The sequence below is a fragment of the Tellurirhabdus rosea genome, assembly GCF_026278345.1.
GTDB classification, from domain to species: domain Bacteria; phylum Bacteroidota; class Bacteroidia; order Cytophagales; family Spirosomataceae; genus Tellurirhabdus; species Tellurirhabdus rosea.
Genome location: NZ_CP111085.1, coordinates 2,564,374 through 2,579,309, shown reverse-complemented (window position 1 = coordinate 2,579,309; position 14,936 = coordinate 2,564,374). Strand labels below are relative to the sequence as shown.

At 54.7% G+C, this 14,936-nt stretch carries 13 protein-coding genes; 1 reads left to right on the top strand and 12 read right to left on the bottom strand.

All coding sequences use genetic code 11. From position 1 onward, the window contains the following. Positions 1–55: 55 nt before the first annotated feature. From ORG26_RS10745 to ORG26_RS10690, 12 genes are all read right to left on the bottom strand, one after another. Positions 56–1,600: a carboxypeptidase-like regulatory domain-containing protein gene (locus ORG26_RS10745; RefSeq protein ID WP_266369042.1), complete on the bottom strand. Its 1,545-nt coding sequence runs from the start codon at positions 1,598–1,600 to the stop codon at positions 56–58. 46 nt (positions 1,601–1,646) lie between these two features. Further along, the gene (locus ORG26_RS10740) at positions 1,647–3,062 is read right to left on the bottom strand and encodes a CsgG/HfaB family protein (RefSeq protein ID WP_266369041.1); all 1,416 of its coding nucleotides are present in this window, start codon (positions 3,060–3,062) and stop codon (positions 1,647–1,649) included. A 50-nt stretch (positions 3,063–3,112) separates the two neighbouring features. Beyond that, positions 3,113–3,544: a curli production assembly/transport component CsgF gene (locus ORG26_RS10735; protein WP_266369040.1), complete on the bottom strand. Its 432-nt coding sequence runs from the start codon at positions 3,542–3,544 to the stop codon at positions 3,113–3,115. A gap of 40 nt (positions 3,545–3,584) precedes the next feature. Further along, complete coding sequence (locus ORG26_RS10730; protein ID WP_266369039.1) at positions 3,585–4,112, bottom strand: CsgE family curli-type amyloid fiber assembly protein; 528 nt, start codon at positions 4,110–4,112, stop codon at positions 3,585–3,587. Between the two features lie 249 nt (positions 4,113–4,361). Continuing rightward, the gene (locus ORG26_RS10725; RefSeq protein WP_266369038.1) at positions 4,362–5,696 is read right to left on the bottom strand and encodes a hypothetical protein; all 1,335 of its coding nucleotides are present in this window, start codon (positions 5,694–5,696) and stop codon (positions 4,362–4,364) included. A gap of 131 nt (positions 5,697–5,827) precedes the next feature. Continuing rightward, the gene (locus tag ORG26_RS10720; protein ID WP_266369037.1) at positions 5,828–6,676 is read right to left on the bottom strand and encodes a hypothetical protein; all 849 of its coding nucleotides are present in this window, start codon (positions 6,674–6,676) and stop codon (positions 5,828–5,830) included. A 210-nt stretch (positions 6,677–6,886) separates the two neighbouring features. Beyond that, positions 6,887–8,062, bottom strand: a complete 1,176-nt coding sequence (locus tag ORG26_RS10715) for a hypothetical protein (protein ID WP_266369036.1) — start codon at positions 8,060–8,062, stop codon at positions 6,887–6,889. A gap of 106 nt (positions 8,063–8,168) precedes the next feature. After that, the gene (locus ORG26_RS10710) at positions 8,169–9,338 is read right to left on the bottom strand and encodes a hypothetical protein (protein ID WP_266369035.1); all 1,170 of its coding nucleotides are present in this window, start codon (positions 9,336–9,338) and stop codon (positions 8,169–8,171) included. A 618-nt stretch (positions 9,339–9,956) separates the two neighbouring features. Then, a complete protein-coding gene (locus ORG26_RS10705) occupies positions 9,957–10,658 on the bottom strand; it encodes a tetratricopeptide repeat protein (protein WP_266369033.1) in 702 nt (233 codons plus the stop codon). 165 nt (positions 10,659–10,823) lie between these two features. Beyond that, complete coding sequence (locus ORG26_RS10700) at positions 10,824–12,206, bottom strand: DEAD/DEAH box helicase (RefSeq protein WP_266369031.1); 1,383 nt, start codon at positions 12,204–12,206, stop codon at positions 10,824–10,826. Between the two features lie 118 nt (positions 12,207–12,324). Further along, positions 12,325–12,810: a MaoC family dehydratase gene (locus ORG26_RS10695; protein ID WP_266369029.1), complete on the bottom strand. Its 486-nt coding sequence runs from the start codon at positions 12,808–12,810 to the stop codon at positions 12,325–12,327. Then, the gene (locus tag ORG26_RS10690; RefSeq protein WP_266369027.1) at positions 12,785–13,546 is read right to left on the bottom strand and encodes an HAD family hydrolase; all 762 of its coding nucleotides are present in this window, start codon (positions 13,544–13,546) and stop codon (positions 12,785–12,787) included. The genes ORG26_RS10695 and ORG26_RS10690 overlap by 26 nt, the downstream gene beginning before the upstream one ends. Positions 13,547–13,716: 170 nt before the next feature. On the opposite strand from ORG26_RS10690, the gene ORG26_RS10685 reads away from it, so the two are divergent. Continuing rightward, entirely contained in the window at positions 13,717–14,928 is a 1,212-nt protein-coding gene (locus ORG26_RS10685) for an ATP-grasp domain-containing protein (protein ID WP_266369025.1), read from the top strand. The last annotated feature ends 8 nt before the right edge of the window (positions 14,929–14,936 follow it).

Below are 14,936 nucleotides of genomic sequence, written 5' to 3'. Positions count from 1 at the left end.
AAGAAAAAGGCCGACACCCAAGCTGGGCGTCGGCCTTTTTGTATGAATGGCTCTGTTACCGCCAATCCGGATTTTCGCCGTCTGCAATCAACTGCGTCCGGTTCTGACCGGTGACATCCATAGCCCAAATCGTCCGTGCACCCGTTCCAGTAGCGCTGATGTAAGTGAAGATGATGCGGGCACCGTTCGGGGAGAAGCGAGGCTCCAGATCATTGAAACCTTTTGGTTTGCCACCGCCTTGACCGCCGCCACCACCGCCCTGCTGCGGATTTGAGACGTTAAGCAACGAACTGGAATTGATGTCAAAAAGAAAAATGCTGGCGTTTTCCTGGAGACCAAGAGGCTGGCTGGTTTGGAGGTTTTCTGTATCGTACGAAAACATAACGGTCCGTCCATTCAGCGAGAACACGGGGTTGCTAATCCGTCCGCCCGGTCTTCTGCCGAAAAGCGGCCGCTGGTTATACCCGGCACCTTCCGGCGTGTACAACCAGATTTCGTTGTCGTAGAAATCGGCGGTTATCACCCGGGCGACAATCCGGTTGCCCTGCTCGGTCCAGTCGCAACCGGCGAAGAAGCGTCCGTCCGGAGCGGTCACGACCGTCCGGAAGCCCTCGCCAAACGTTCCGGTTGCGCTAACGATATAAAGCCGGTTATTGCTCGGGTAGAGGATTTGCGTGCCGTCCGGCGACCAGCAGAACGAAAGCTCCGTGGTTGGGGCGACGCTGGTAATCGGCGTGCCGGTGATGCGGCGGGCATTGCTGCCGTCCCGGTTCATGACGTAAATATGCGGGTCGCCTTCCCGGTTGGAAATAAAGGCAATCCGTTCACCGTTCGGACTGACGATGGGTCGCCAGTTTCCGCCCACATCGGTAAGCTGGATGTTATCGGTGCCGGCATTCGAGGCAAAAATCTGGAATTGACCGTTCACCCGGCGGGCAAAAACGTACTGCAGGTCCGGGAAAGCCCGGGTGCGGAACGACCAGAGCGGGCTGCTGGTGGGGTCGTTGGTGCCGTCGTTTGCCAGCACCTGCCAGTAGTAAGTGGTTGCGTACCGCAGACCCGTTACTTCCAGCGAATCGGCAGCCGTAGTATAGGATGTAGGCTGAGTATCCCCTTCACGAATTAGGTTTATGGTATACGTCAGGGTATCCCGGTTAGGGTCCGTGGCTTTCCACTTTAGCTTGACCTTGGTGCCTGATGTATCTGAACCCAGCGCAGGAGCCACAAGCGTCGGCGCGTTGGGTGGCCGGTTCTGGCTGCGGTCGGTCTTCAGATTGAGCGTGATGACCGCGACGCGCTCGGCTTCGACCTCCACCGTAATAAACTCGGTGCTGTAACCCGGCAGGCTGGCCTGAACCGTATACCGTCCGGCCGCAATGGTATCGAAACGGAAAGTACCGGTACTGTCTGTTTCCACGGTGCGTCCGGTAGGGCTTAAACGCACGCTAACACCTTTGGCCGGCAGGCGGGTCTGATCAAACTGAACTTTTCCCCGAACGGCACTGTAGATTACCGGTTCAACGGAAAAATCCTCGTTACATCCCCACAATCCCGTCAGCACCGCCGCCAACAGAAGAAAATAAGTAAAGAAGGGTTTCATTAATTCGAATAAGTAATGGTAAAAGAAAGACTGACTCGTTGGTAGATTACTTCGCCTTTTTCAGACTGGAAGCCCGGCGTCCGGACCGACTTATGTAGAGCGAAGCGCCCAGCGAGCCGCGCCAGTAATAATCGTAATACCGGCCGATTACGCGTCCGTCCAGCTTGTCCGTCAGCGGCTGATGGAATTCGGCCGTGGCGCGGAGCCCGATGACGTTATTGAGCGAGTATTCGGCACCAACTCCGCCGCTGACTTTCCAGAATCGTTCCCCGAGGAAACTGATGGGCCGTTCGCCGCGCATACTCACGACCCCCGCCCCGGCGTAGAACAGCGGCGTAACGCGCCGGAAAGCCTGCGGCCGGTAAATCAGGTTTGCTTCCAGCGTGGAGATGGACTGCCGAAAGCGCCCCTCACTTCCCATCGAGCCTAGTCCGGCATTGACCTGCAGACCAAATGAGGGCGTGACGTAAAGTTCGCCGGTCAGGCCATACCCCGTCTGGTTACCCTGGGTGAGATAGTCGCCCTGGTAGCGCAGAGCCGACACGTAGGGTTGGAGCGTAATGCGGGAGGGATCGACCACGTCGCGGCCACCGTAGATATCGGTTTCGCTCATGACGGATTTCTCCGTATCGAATTCCGCCAGCGCTTCCTGAGCGGCTTTCGCCTGCTTTTCATCCACTGTCCACAGGTTGTCGCGGATGCCTTCGAGGATCAGGGAATGGACGGCTTTCTCGATGGCTTCCGTTACCGCCATTTGCGACGGTTCAGTGGTAGAGTATCCGGTTTCCGCTTCCAGCAGGCGTTTGAAGCGCACAAATCGGAAGACGTTGGCACCTACCGTCTGCGAGAAGAGTGTTTTGGAGGTATAAACCGTTTTTAGAATTTTTCCGGATTTGGTGGCTACCGCCCGGAGGTAGACCGTTACGCGGTCCTGCCGATACTGGGCAGACGCGCCCGTGCCGAAGTAGCGCAGGCCCGCTCCGCCCGTAATGATATTGGCGTCGTAGGAGACAATGCCGCCTTCGAGAATAATACCGGCAAACAGCAGCGGGGGAAGCAGTTCGGCTTCGTTTTTATACTGAGCCATGCTGGACCGGACGATCTTCCGTTCGTTCAGCAGGTTACTGACGTTTTCGCGTTCGATGGGAACAAACCAGCCGCTTTCCTCCAAGGCTTTCAGCAGGATATTAGTGGCCCCCTGCGTGACGGCGGTAGACCAGTTGGCGCCCGTTTCCGAAGGACGATACTGGCCTGTCTGGTCACGGAACTTGTAAACGGCGGCGACCACTTTCTCCCGGGGAAGCGGGAGTTTGCGCAATTCGCTGGTAACGGCCGTTTCTTCACCAAGGCGGGCGGGCTGGGGCCGGGTGGGCTGGTTAAAATAGGCAGCGCAACCCTCCAGCAGAACGGCGGCAGCGACCACCCCCAGCACTGCTGCGGCTCTTTGAAAATATTGAATCATTTTAGGTAATCGAAGCAAGTTAAGTAGTCAATCCGGAGACTGATCGCCTGTCAGAAATAAGGTACGGTGATGGTTGTTTCGCCGCCGCTGCCGTCCACAATTCGAATGAGAACCCCTTCTGCCGCATTGGAAACGGTAACCTGAAGGTCTCCATACTGAAAGGTGCCTTCCTGTAGGCCATTTTCACCAAACTGGCTGTCGAGGAGGTCCCGGCTGATCCGGTTCAGAATCTGACGCTGCAGGTTTGTCGAGAAATCTTCCAGAGGAGTCGTTGACTGGCGACCCAAAGAACCGCCCTGACCGGTGGTCTGACTGGCCGGGTCTTTATAGGTGTCCTGAGCTGTTGCCCCGCTGAGCATCCACTGATAGTTAAAGGTATTGCCGCCAAAAGCCGGGTTCAGGGGCCGGTAAACCAGTTGTTGGGCACGGGAAGAAAAGCCCGCGAGCAGTACAAGCGCACAAAAGAGTAATCGTTTTCTCATAATCCTAACAGTGTGTAATCCGTAATCTAAACATGAAGAGCTAAAATATTCCGGTTCCTGACTGGTCCGCACTATTCATCTGGGCCTGAATTTCCTGATAGTTCGCTACATATTGCGTGACTACCTCGACGGCGTTGGTCGCCAGGGCTTCGATAATATCCAGGCGCGCCTGCAAAAACTGCTGCCAGAGCAGCTGGTCATTTATAGTGATGGTGACAATGGTGGTTCCCACGTTGGGCGTCGGAACTTCCTCGATGGTAATTAGAAATTCTTCCTGGTTGAACACGTCCGGTCTTCGGGCGCCGGTTTCTATCGAATCACCCGGAAGCTCAGTGGCTACCGGAACCGAGGTGGCTGACCATTGCCGGTAGAAGGTTTCGTAAAAATCCCGCCCGATCTTGGTTCGGGTATTATCCAGAATGAGGCTGGAGTTTCCGTCTTCCACCAGAGTCCCTTCCTTGAGCGTGCCGTTCATCTCCTCATCACTTAGTGTAGTGAGGTCCTGCGCCTGAATTGATCCGAAAAGGCAGATGAAAAAAAGCCCAAGGATTATGCGTAAACGGCTCATACAGGCCATCATTTAACGGTGTAGAAAAGGACGTAAAGAGAAAAGACTTCATCAGTCAACCAGACTGATCCGGATAATTGCATTATTGTAAGCCAATTTGCTGTTAAAATAAGGGATATATTAACAAGTTGACCTACGTTCTCCCTAATTTTTAGTTGACCATTTATTTAACGTAGGAACATGCAGTAGAAAAATAAAACCCGGCGCCTTCCGATTCGGGCGCCGGGTATAGGGATTGAGTTGTACCGATCAGGGTAAATTATTCTGCATGACGGTAGCAGTGTTGAGTGAACCCACCTGGGCAACGTCGACAAAACCGCCAACGCCCGTTTGATCAACGGTTGCCAGATTCAGTAAGCCAACCGTTTGCAGCACAGAGGCCTCATGGGCGTCGCCAGTCTGGGTAATTACCGCTTCGCTGCCGCCGGAAAGCAGCGTTTGGGTGATAGAAGCCAGGTTCTCATCACCATCCTGCACAACAATAGCTCCGTTGATGCCGCTCAGCAGATCCTGGCTGATGGTAGCCGTATTGCTGTTGCCGGTCTGCTCAATTCCTGCCAGGTTGAAGGCGCTCAGCAGAGACTGCGAAATAGAGGCGGAGTTGTTATCTCCTTCCTGGATTATGCTGGCAGTATTTCCAATGGTCAGGCCGCTCTGCACAATCAAAGCCGCGTTGTCGGTACCGCCCTGAACGATGGCTGCGGTGTTACCGGCGCTGAACAGGGTTTGAGAAATAACTGCTTCGTTGTCGGTACCTTCCTGGATAATGATGGCGGTATTGTCGCCAGACAAGGCTCCCTGCTCAATGTAAGCCAGGTTACCAAATCCGGCCTGACCGATGTACGCGTCGTTGCCGGTGCCCGCCTGGTCGATGAGCGCAAAGTTGCCCAGGCCCAGAAGCTGCTCGATCGTCGCCGTACCGTCGTCGCCGCTCTGGTCGATTTCGGCTTCGTTCAGGCCGGAGAGGAACAGTTGGGTGATGGTGCCGGTATTGCCGTCGCCGGATTGCGAGATGGTCGCGAGGTTGGCGCCGCTCAGGAAGTCCTGCGTGACGTAGGCGTCGTTATCATCCCCGGACTGATCAACAACCGCCGTGTTGAAGGCGCTGAAGCCATCCTGCGTGATGCTGGCGTAGTTGCGGTCTCCCGATTGAGAGATATCCGCCACGTTCAGGATGCTGAAGCCGGACTGCGACAGGTCGATATCGTTGTCATTACCCGCCTGATCGATGTACAGCTGATTTGCGGCGCTGAAGGTAGACTGGACGATTTCAAGGTTGTTGCCGTCTCCCGACTGGGTGATGGAGGCCAGGTTGAGCAGGGAAATATCCTGCGTCACGGTGGCGGTATTGTCACTGCCGGACTGGTCAATCAGCACCGTTCCGAACGCAGTCGCGGCGGTCTGGGTGACATTAGCGGTGTTGTTAGTACTGCTTTGGATTATTTCGATCAGGTTTTCGTCGCCTTCCTGACTTACGTTGACAGTATGGTCACTACCGGTCTGGTTGACCACGGTCGTGTTCGTTTGAGCGTAAGCGGTCACCATCATAAGGAGAGCCGCCCCGGTGAATATTAGTTTTTTCATAAAAAGAGGTTTTGAACAGAGAAGTATAGACGGATATAGAGCAATCAGTCACTCCAGCAAGGCGGGAAGGGCATTTAAGTAGCTTAGCGGATGGGGCGTGTGACGCGGCATCCGGCTATGTGCTGGAGCGATTAAGGAGTACCGGTTTGCGTAACGATGATGGGAACGCCCATTCCGTTCATTTCGATCGTCATGTTGACCCCGCCATTCTGACCGACCGTTATGTCGTTGCCGTTGCCATTCTGAACCAAGGTAAGCGCATTGTCGGCATTGGTCTGGGTGATGGCGGCCATGTTGGCAAACCCATTCTGCTGAACCTCAAGGGAGTTGTCCAGGGTTTCGTTCTGGGTGACGGAGGCATTGTTTGCATCCCCGTTCTGGGTGATAACCACGGAGGTGTTGTCCAGAATAGAAGTCTGCAGCAGGTTGATGACATTGCCGCCGCCATTCTGACTGATGAACGCTTCGTTGGTTCCAAAAACCGCCAGCTGGGTCAAAACGGCCAGGTTGCCCCCACCGCTTTGCAGGATGGTAGCATCGTTGACTCCGAAAAGGCCGCTCTGCTGAAGAATGGCGGTATTCGCCCCATATTGGGTAATGGTGCTGTTGTTTCCGTTGATAACACCCGACTGGCTGACGTTTGCATTATTGTCGCTGCCGTACTGGTCGATTTCAGTCCGGCTGTAACCAACAGAACCGGATTGCCAGACAAAGGCGCGGTTGCGGTCTCCGTTCTGAGCGACGTCCGCGATGCTTCCGCCGAAAGCGTCCTGAACAATATCAATACTATTATCAAAGCCGACCTGAGAAAGATAGGTAGCGTTGTAAAATCCGGCCTGCAGGATATTGGTGTAGTTATTGCCGCCGACCTGCATCTGCGTTGCCACGTTACCAGCATTGTACTGGTTGACATTGCTCCGGTTGTCGTCTCCGGCCTGATGCAGGGTAGCCGTATTGGTTTGGGCAAAAGAAGCCGCCATTGAAAACAGTGTAATTCCGGTAAGGAGTACTTTTTTCACGTTACTATTACGTTTTTGGACAGAGATGTGAGAATGAAGTATACCGGTTTGGGCTTGCGCCTCTGTTTACTGGCTGAACTAAACACTTGTTTCCAAGGGCGGCACTGTTCGAAATGGCAGAAATGGAAGAATCCGGGCAACATTCGCTGCCCGGACCCTGGCCAGTTCCTACTAGGGAACGTTATTCTGATTAACAATCGCCGTGTTGAAGTCGCCAACCTGATCCAGTTGAACCAGACCTGCAACGCCGGTTTGCGTTACATTCAGGAAGTTGAAGAAACCATCCTGCAGAACGAAGCTGTTGGTAACGCCGGTGGTGACGTTTTCATCGCCGTCCTGCGTGATATAGCCTTCGTTCAGACCGCCTGTCTGGAGCAGAGCCGTAGCGTTCAGGTCGCCCGTCTGGCTGATCTCAGCGTAGCTGGCGAGGTCATCCTGCTGAAGAACGCCTGCGTAGTTGAAATCGCCGGTTTGTTCAACCAGAGCTACGGAGCCGATAGCGCCGAACTGATAAACTTCGGCAAAGTTAACATCGCCAAGCTGAGAAACCAGAGCCGTTGCCCCAATCGTCAGGAAGTCTGACTGGTCGATAACGGCGGTGTTGGTTTCGCCTTGCTGACCAATAGCGGCGAAGTTGTTCGGACCTGCGTCGGCTTCCTGGAAGATGAACGCCCAGTTGTCAACACCATCCTGGAAGACACCAGCGTACTGCGGACCGAAAACGCTGTTCTGAGAGATGTAAGCCCAGTTGATTTCGCCCGTCTGCTCTACTTCGGCCACGTTGCCATCGCCGTTCTGGAAGATCTGGGTCAGGTCATTGAAGCTGTTCGTCTGAGTGACAAAGGCAGCGTTGCCAGCCGAGGTGAAACCTGCATCCGTACCATTTTGCTCGATTTCCACCACGCTCAGGACGGCGCCGTCTGTGGTGCTTCCAATCGTACCGCGCTGGTTTACATCAGCCGAGTTGCCCGTTCCGGTCTGCGTAACAATGGTCGTGGCGGCGATAGTGAAGAAGTCCGACTGGTCGACGATGGCCGAGTTACCGGTTCCGTCCTGAAGGATGTCGATCAGGTTGCCGGGGCCGGCCTGTTCGTTCTGCAGGGCAGTCGCTTCGTTGCTGGTGCCGTACTGCGTAATAATGATCTCCTGGGAGAACGTGCTGGTCTGCTCGGTAATAGCCGTGTTGTCGTCGCCGTCCTGCAGAATGTCAACAAACTGGTCGTTGCCGTCCTGGCCTACGGCAACCGTGTTGCCTTCGCCGGTTTGTGAGATGACCGCAGTGTTGGTTTGAGCGTAGGCCGTAGCCATTGCCAGGAAAAGAGCACCCGTTAAAAGTACCTTCTTCATTGAGGTAGAAAATTAAGGTTGAACAGAGAAGTATAAAATAAAAAAGAAAAAGCAAAAGTAAGGGTTAAGGAGCCGAATCGGCTCCTTAACCCTTATCCCTTATGAATTAGGGATTGTTGTTCTGCATGATCGTAGCCGAGTTGTTATTGCCGATCTGGTCAACAACCACCAGACCCGCCGTGCCCGTCTGGGTCAACATCAGCGTATTGTCATTGCCGTACTGCTGAATGTTCGGAACGAGAAGGGGCAGGCCGCTAACCGCATTGTGGAAATCACCTTCCTGTACGATGGTCGCGCTGTTGCCGGAGCCCGTCTGTTCTACACCCGTGAAGTTGTTGTTACCCGTCTGGGTGATGCTGACGAAGTTGTCAAAACCATCGTATTGACCTACGCCCGCCGTGTTGTTGTTGCCGGTCTGCGTGATCGTCGCTTCACTGTCGATGGCGCCGTACTGCCAGATCAGGCCGAAGTTGTCGTTGCCATCCTGAGTGATGGTAGCAGTTGCGTTGATGGTGAAGAAGTCCGACTGGTCGATGTACGCCTGGTTGCCGTCGCCCATCTGATTGATGGTAGCGTAGTTATCCGGACCGGCGTTGTCTTGCTGCTTAATCTGCGCGTAGTTGTCGATGCCATCCTGATTGATGGTGGCTACCTGCGGACCGAAAACGCTGTTCTGGAGGATCTCCGCGTAGTTGTCTGCACCCGTCTGATTGATGTACGCAAAGTTGTCTTCACCGACCTGGTCGATCACGGCTTCATCGCCGCTGCTCAGGTACTGATTGATCTCCGCGTAGTTGCCATTGCCTACGCCATTCTGCGTGATGGTGGCTTCGCTGCCGATGGCTCCGTCCACTACACCAACGGCTCCGGCCTGGTCGATATAGGCCTCGTCGCTCGTACCGGTTTGGGTAATGGTAGCCGTTGACCCAATCGTGAAGAAGTCAGATTGATCCGCAAACGCAAAGTTCTCGGAGCCGCTCTGGGTGATGGTAATCAGGTTGCTCGGACCAGCCTGTTCGTTCTGATAAGCAAACGCGTCGTTGTCCGAACCAGACTGGGTGATCGCAATTTCCTGGCCAAAAACGCTGATCTGCTCCGTGGTAGCGCTGTTGTCCGACCCTGACTGGTCGATCGTAACCAGCTGGTCGCTTCCGGTCTGCAACACGTCTACCGCGTGGCCCGTTCCGGACTGGGAGATGGTTGCCGTGTTGGTTTGGGCATAAGTGGTGGCAGTAATCGCCAACAGGACTGCTCCTGTAAGGAATAGTCTTTTCATAAGTAAATAGTTTAATTGGACAGAGAAAAATGTATAAGCAAAAATTTCATAACCTTGAGGATGCCGACAGGCACCAAAGCGTTTCAGGCAAGAATAATTTACGTTTTCTTCCTGAACCATTCATACTCCTCAACCAAACTGCGATCACTTGTCACAAGCTCCACTAACAGTTCAATACTGCGGGTATTCTACACTTTAAACTTACGTTGTAACAGCGCCGATCAAAGAACCAGATCAGCGGAAACTGACTCGGAATAAGTCAAGGTTCCTGGGGGGATGATAATCTCCAGCTAATCTGCAATTGCATATTCCATTGCAGGCGGTCGGCTGAAAACTAGAGCCATATAAATCGTTACGGTGATAAAACTCTTGAAGCAAAAGTAGTGCACAGGCACGTATGTACATCTACCGTTTAATAAACAAAAACCGCCGTTGAATCAACAGCGCTCCAGGGATAATTCAGACAACTGACTGGAGGATGCACGCATTTTTATTTTACAAGCTAATTTGAGATTCCACAACTTCGTGAAGCACTATCGGGCTGTAAACAACGCGCTTGTTTTCGACACTTCAAAGAAAATTTATAATTTTTTTGTGCCGATTTATTAAACGATGAGACTATTTGAAAAAGTCCTGAGGATCAGGCATTTTCTCGATCAGCTGGCGCAGATAGGTGACATCGATGGAGGAGAGGTCCAGCGCACGCGCACGGTGAAGGCTCGCCCAGGCCTTGGAATAATCAGACTGAAGGTAGTGTGCCCAGGACAGGTAACTGAACGTATTGGCGTAACTGGGGTCGAGGCTGGCCGAGCGATCGAGCCAGGAGATAGCCTCGTTCAGCAGGTCCTTTTCCTGCTTTTCTTCGAACAGCTTTAGCTGAACCGTAGCCAGGTCGGTAATCAGGACGGCGTTGGTATCAACCACGTCAATGCCTTTTTTCAGCAAATGAATAGCTTCCGGCAACTGGCCGCGCTGGTAGGTGACCACTCCCAGGCCCCAGAATGAATCCGCATTCCGGGGGTTGAGGATGTAGGCCAGGTTGAATCGATAGGTGGCCGTATCGAGCTTGCCCTCCGCCAGATAGTCCCAGCCCCGGGCGGCAAAGAACTGGCTGGCTTCCTCGCGGCTGCTAAAATTCTGGTCACAATCGCTCAGAAAGCGGATTTCCCATTCGATATGGTCGGGAGATTTGGGTCCTTCGCCGAAGAGCGGGAGCATCCGTAGTTCTTCAAACGTCTTCGCTGGCGCGGCCATTTCAGGAATGGATTCCCGCACGGGCCGGACACCACCCGTATCAACGGGCCGGGCTGAAGTCAGCATATTTACTGGCTGTGCTGAGGCGAGCAGCGGCAGCCAGACCAATAAAATACTCAACCACTTTACAGCGTCTCGCTTGTTCATAGACCGGTTCTTTGTCCGCTGTGCAGACAGACTGATTAAGAACGCACAGGGCCGCCAAATTAGTACATCTTCCGTTACAAAACGTTACTTTCGGCCTCTGGTCCCGGATGATTTTCGCCCGGTACTCCGGCTGCCCGAGCGCGCGCCCGAACGTCCGGACGGAGCCCCGCCCGTCCGCGGCTTGCCTTTGGCACCCGGCTTCTTCGCCGGCGGAACGTTTTTCTTCTCGTGGAAAGCCCCTTTGAACGTCGGGTCTTCTTTCTTGCGCTGGCTGTCGACTTCCCGAAGCATGGCCTGGCTTTCGTCAAACGGCGTTTCGGTCACCTCCAGGTCGGCGGGCAGCGGTTCCCGCGGGATGGTCTGCTTGATGATGCCCTCAATCTTTTTGATATGGTACTCTTCGGCCATCGTTACGAAGGTAATCGCTTCGCCGGTGCGGTTGGCCCGTCCCGTCCGGCCGATGCGGTGGACGTAATCTTCGTAGATGAGCGGCACATCGAAGTTGATCACGTGGCTGACCAGCTCGACGTCGATTCCCCGGGCGACGACATCCGTGGCGACCAGAACGCGCACGTTGCCTTCCCGAAACGCTTCCATGGAGTTGATCCGGACATTTTGCCCTTTGTTGGCGTGCAGCACCCGAATCTGCCCCTCCTCTACTACCTTTCGTTCCAGAAATTTAAAGACGTTTTCGGCCGTTTCTTTGGACCGCACAAAAACGATTACCCGGTTGAACGTCCCGGCATCGGACAGCAGGCCCGCCAGCAGGTTGATCTTGGTTTTCAGGTTCGGAACCTCGTAGATTTTCTGACTGACCATATCGGCCGTCGAAGCCTGGGGCGTGACTTCCACCCGGGTCGGAAACTCCAGAAACTCGTGGGAAAGCTCCTCCACTTTGGCCGGGAAGGTGGCCGAAAACAGCAGATTTTGCCGTTTCAGGGGGATCACCTCCAGAATCCGGCGAATCTGCGGCATAAAGCCCATGTCCATCATCTTGTCGGCCTCGTCGAGCACCATCGTCGTGAGCTGTTTGGTCACCAGCTCGCCCTTCAGGTAAAGGTCCAGAAAGCGGCCCGGCGTCGACACAACGAGGTCTACGCCCTGCTGAATGGCTTCAATCTGGGTTTTGGGCCCCAGGCCGCCGTACAGGGCGACGTGCCGAATATCCGTGTATTTGCCCAGTTCGGCCACGGCGGCGGCGATCTGCATCACGAGTTCGCGTGTGGGGGCCAGAATGAGCGCGCGGGGATGCTGACCCTGCGCGTATTTGATTTTCATCAGCAGCGGCAGTAGGTAGGCCGCCGTTTTGCCCGTGCCGGTCTGGGCAATGCCGAGCAGATCGTGCCCGGCCATCACCAGCGGAATGGCTTTCTGCTGAATGGGCGTCGGGTGTTCGTAACCCGTTTCCCCGACCGCATTCAGCAACTGCCGGTTCAGCTTGAAATCCTCAAAGGATGTAATTTCCATAGTGCAAAGGTACGTCTGAACCTGGATTACACAGATTAAAGGATTAATTATGATGTTTTTGCCCCGATTAGCGCCTTCAGGTGCCTTTTTGAATGGCTTGATTCCGATTCTGGCCGGGCTACTCAAACAGGAGGCTCACCAGCTCCGCTACGCAGGCGGGCTTATCCTGCCCGTCTACCTCGAAGACGCACTCGGTAATGGCCCGGACACCGTTGGAGCCTTCGTCGCTGTCCGCCGTTCCGGGGTGCTGCGGTTCGACATGGTGCAGCCAGGCTTTCATCCGCAGCCGGCTGCCCGCGGGAACGGGGTTGGTAAAGCGAACTTTATTCGTCCCGTAATTGACGGCCATCCTCACCGAATCGACCCGGAAAATTTCATTCAATAGCTTAGGAGCCAGCGAAAGGGTCAGAAAGCCGTGCGCAATGGGCGCCTTGAAGGGCGACTCGCGGGCGGCCCGTTCGGGGTCGGTATGAATCCACTGGCGGTCGCCGGTTGCCTCGGCAAATTGATTGATCATTTCCTGGGTGATGGTGAGCCAGTCGCTGGTGCCCAGTTCCCGGCCTTTGTGTTCCGTCAAATCAGCCAGCGTTGCGAAGGTCTGCATGGTGTGAATCCGGTTTTTGAATCGCGGTTGTCGAAATGTGTCCGAAATAGGATAACAACTCCGTCATGGCCGACAGGTTCAGAAAATTCTTTCCCAGCAGCTGCTCGTCGCTCACCTGCTCGTGGCCCCAGGTGATCTCGTACGGAATATGAACGGCCTGGCCGCCAATGTGAATAACCGGCAGAACGTCCGATTTTAGCGAATTTCCGATCATCAGAAACTCCTCGGGGCGGATGGCATAACGGCTTAAAAGCCGCTGGTAGGTCGGCTCGTTTTTTTCGCTCACGATTTCCACGTGCGAAAAAAAAGGGCCCAGCCCGGAGCGGGCAATTTTGCTTTCCTGATCGAACAAATCGCCTTTGGTCAGCACCATCAGTTCGTAATGGCCGTGCAGGGTTTCGAGCGTCTCCCGAACGCCCGGCAGCAGTTCAATCGGGTAGTGGATGAGTTCCTTGCCGGTATCAATAATCTGCTGAATTTCGTGGCCCGTCACTTCGCCGCCGGTTAGCTCGATGGCCGTTTCGATCATCGACAGCATGTAACCTTTGGCACCGTACCCAAAAATCCTGAGGTTTCTGATCTGGGCATGGTAGAAGTGCCGGGAAATCGTTTCGGCATCCGTATGGGCGGCCAGGATGGCATGAATGCGCTTTTCGACGTTGATGTAATTGGGCTCGTTGACCCAGAGCGTGTCGTCGGCGTCGAAGGCGATGAGTTTCAGATTGGCTACGTTCATGGTAAGCTGGTTTCTCGCAGATTTTCGCGGATTATAAGACGCAGATTAGCGCAGCAATGAAATCTTTCGATTTTCTGCTAAAATCAGCGCAAATCTGTGAGAAATAATCGAGCGCGTCGTTTAAAAAATTGTTTTTATCTTTCCAGACAACCAACTCCTAGCCCACATCCATGAGTCAGCTTTCTTTTCTATGCGTATCTACCTACTTCAAAGGCGAGGCATTTCTGCGGGCCTGCAAGGAGCTCGGCAATACGGTTTACCTGCTTACGGTCGAAAAACTGGCGAATAGCCCGTGGCCGTTCGAGGCGATTGACGAAGTGTTTTACCTCCCTTCCGAAGCCAATACAAGCGAAAATCTGGACCGGATGGTGGTTGGATTTGCTCACCTTCTGCGTTCGAGAAAGATTGACCGGGTGGTGGCCCTGGATGATTTTGATGTCGAAAAAGCGGCGCTGCTCCGGGAAACCTTCCGGCTGCCGGGCATGGGACAGACAACGGCGCGGTACTTTCGGGACAAACTGGCCATGCGGACCCGGGCTACTGCCGCGGGCATTCGCTGTCCGGCCTTCAGCAGCCTGTTCCACGACCAGAGCATTACGGACTTTCTGAACGCCACCCACGGACCCTGGCTCATCAAGCCCCGGTCGGAGGCGTCCACCACCGGAATCAAGAAGGTTCATTCACTGGATGAAGCCTGGGAGGTGATTCACGGGCTGGGCGACAGCCGGCACCAGTTTCTGATCGAACAGTTCAAGCCGGGGCGGGTCTTTCACGTCGATGCGCTGTCGGTGGAAAAGAAACCCGTCTTTGCGCGCGTCAGCCAGTACCTGGCGACGCCGATGGAGGTGGCGCATGGCGGCGGAGTGTTCCGGACGGCTGTTCTGCCCTTCGACGACCCCGAAACCGCGGCGTTAAAAAAGCTCAACGAAGCCGTGCTGGATGCGTTTGGATTGCAGTTCAGCGCCTCGCATTCGGAATACATCCACTGTCACGACGACGGGCAGTATTATTTTCTGGAAACTTCGTCCCGCGTCGGCGGCGCGCACATCGCGGAGATGGTGGAAGCCTCCTCGGGCATCAGTCTGTGGCGGGAATGGGCCCGGCTCGAAACGGCGATGGCGCTGAATCTGCCCTACGTGGTGCCGCCGGACCAGAAAGCCTATGCCGGGCTGATTGTCTCGCTGGCCCGCCAGCAGTGGCCGGACCTGTCCGTTTTTTCGGACAACGAAATCGAATGGCGCATCAATAAAGAATACCACGTCGGACTTATCGTCAAATCGCCGGACCGGGACCGGGTGCTGGAACTGCTCGACCAGTACATGCACCGGATTTATGACGAATTTCACGCCTCCGCCCCCGTACCGGATAAACCTACCAACTAACCCAGCCG

Bases quoted from the DNA above. Each gene is read 5' to 3' on its own strand.
- ORG26_RS10715 (WP_266369036.1), bottom strand. From the start codon at position 8,062: ATGAAGAAGGTACTTTTAACGGGTGCTCTTTTCCTGGCAATGGCTACG.
- ORG26_RS10725 (WP_266369038.1), bottom strand. From the start codon at position 5,696: ATGAAAAAACTAATATTCACCGGGGCGGCTCTCCTTATGATGGTGACC.
- ORG26_RS10710 (WP_266369035.1), bottom strand. From the start codon at position 9,338: ATGAAAAGACTATTCCTTACAGGAGCAGTCCTGTTGGCGATTACTGCC.
- ORG26_RS10705 (WP_266369033.1), bottom strand. From the start codon at position 10,658: ATGCTGACTTCAGCCCGGCCCGTTGATACGGGTGGTGTCCGGCCCGTG.
- ORG26_RS10690 (WP_266369027.1), bottom strand. From the start codon at position 13,546: ATGAACGTAGCCAATCTGAAACTCATCGCCTTCGACGCCGACGACACG.
- ORG26_RS10685 (WP_266369025.1), top strand. From the start codon at position 13,717: ATGAGTCAGCTTTCTTTTCTATGCGTATCTACCTACTTCAAAGGCGAG.
- ORG26_RS10745 (WP_266369042.1), bottom strand. From the start codon at position 1,600: ATGAAACCCTTCTTTACTTATTTTCTTCTGTTGGCGGCGGTGCTGACG.
- ORG26_RS10720 (WP_266369037.1), bottom strand. From the start codon at position 6,676: ATGGCGGCTTCTTTTGCCCAAACCAATACGGCTACCCTGCATCAGGCC.
- ORG26_RS10700 (WP_266369031.1), bottom strand. From the start codon at position 12,206: ATGGAAATTACATCCTTTGAGGATTTCAAGCTGAACCGGCAGTTGCTG.
- ORG26_RS10730 (WP_266369039.1), bottom strand. From the start codon at position 4,112: ATGAGCCGTTTACGCATAATCCTTGGGCTTTTTTTCATCTGCCTTTTC.
- ORG26_RS10740 (WP_266369041.1), bottom strand. From the start codon at position 3,062: ATGATTCAATATTTTCAAAGAGCCGCAGCAGTGCTGGGGGTGGTCGCT.
- ORG26_RS10695 (WP_266369029.1), bottom strand. From the start codon at position 12,810: ATGCAGACCTTCGCAACGCTGGCTGATTTGACGGAACACAAAGGCCGG.
- ORG26_RS10735 (WP_266369040.1), bottom strand. From the start codon at position 3,544: ATGAGAAAACGATTACTCTTTTGTGCGCTTGTACTGCTCGCGGGCTTT.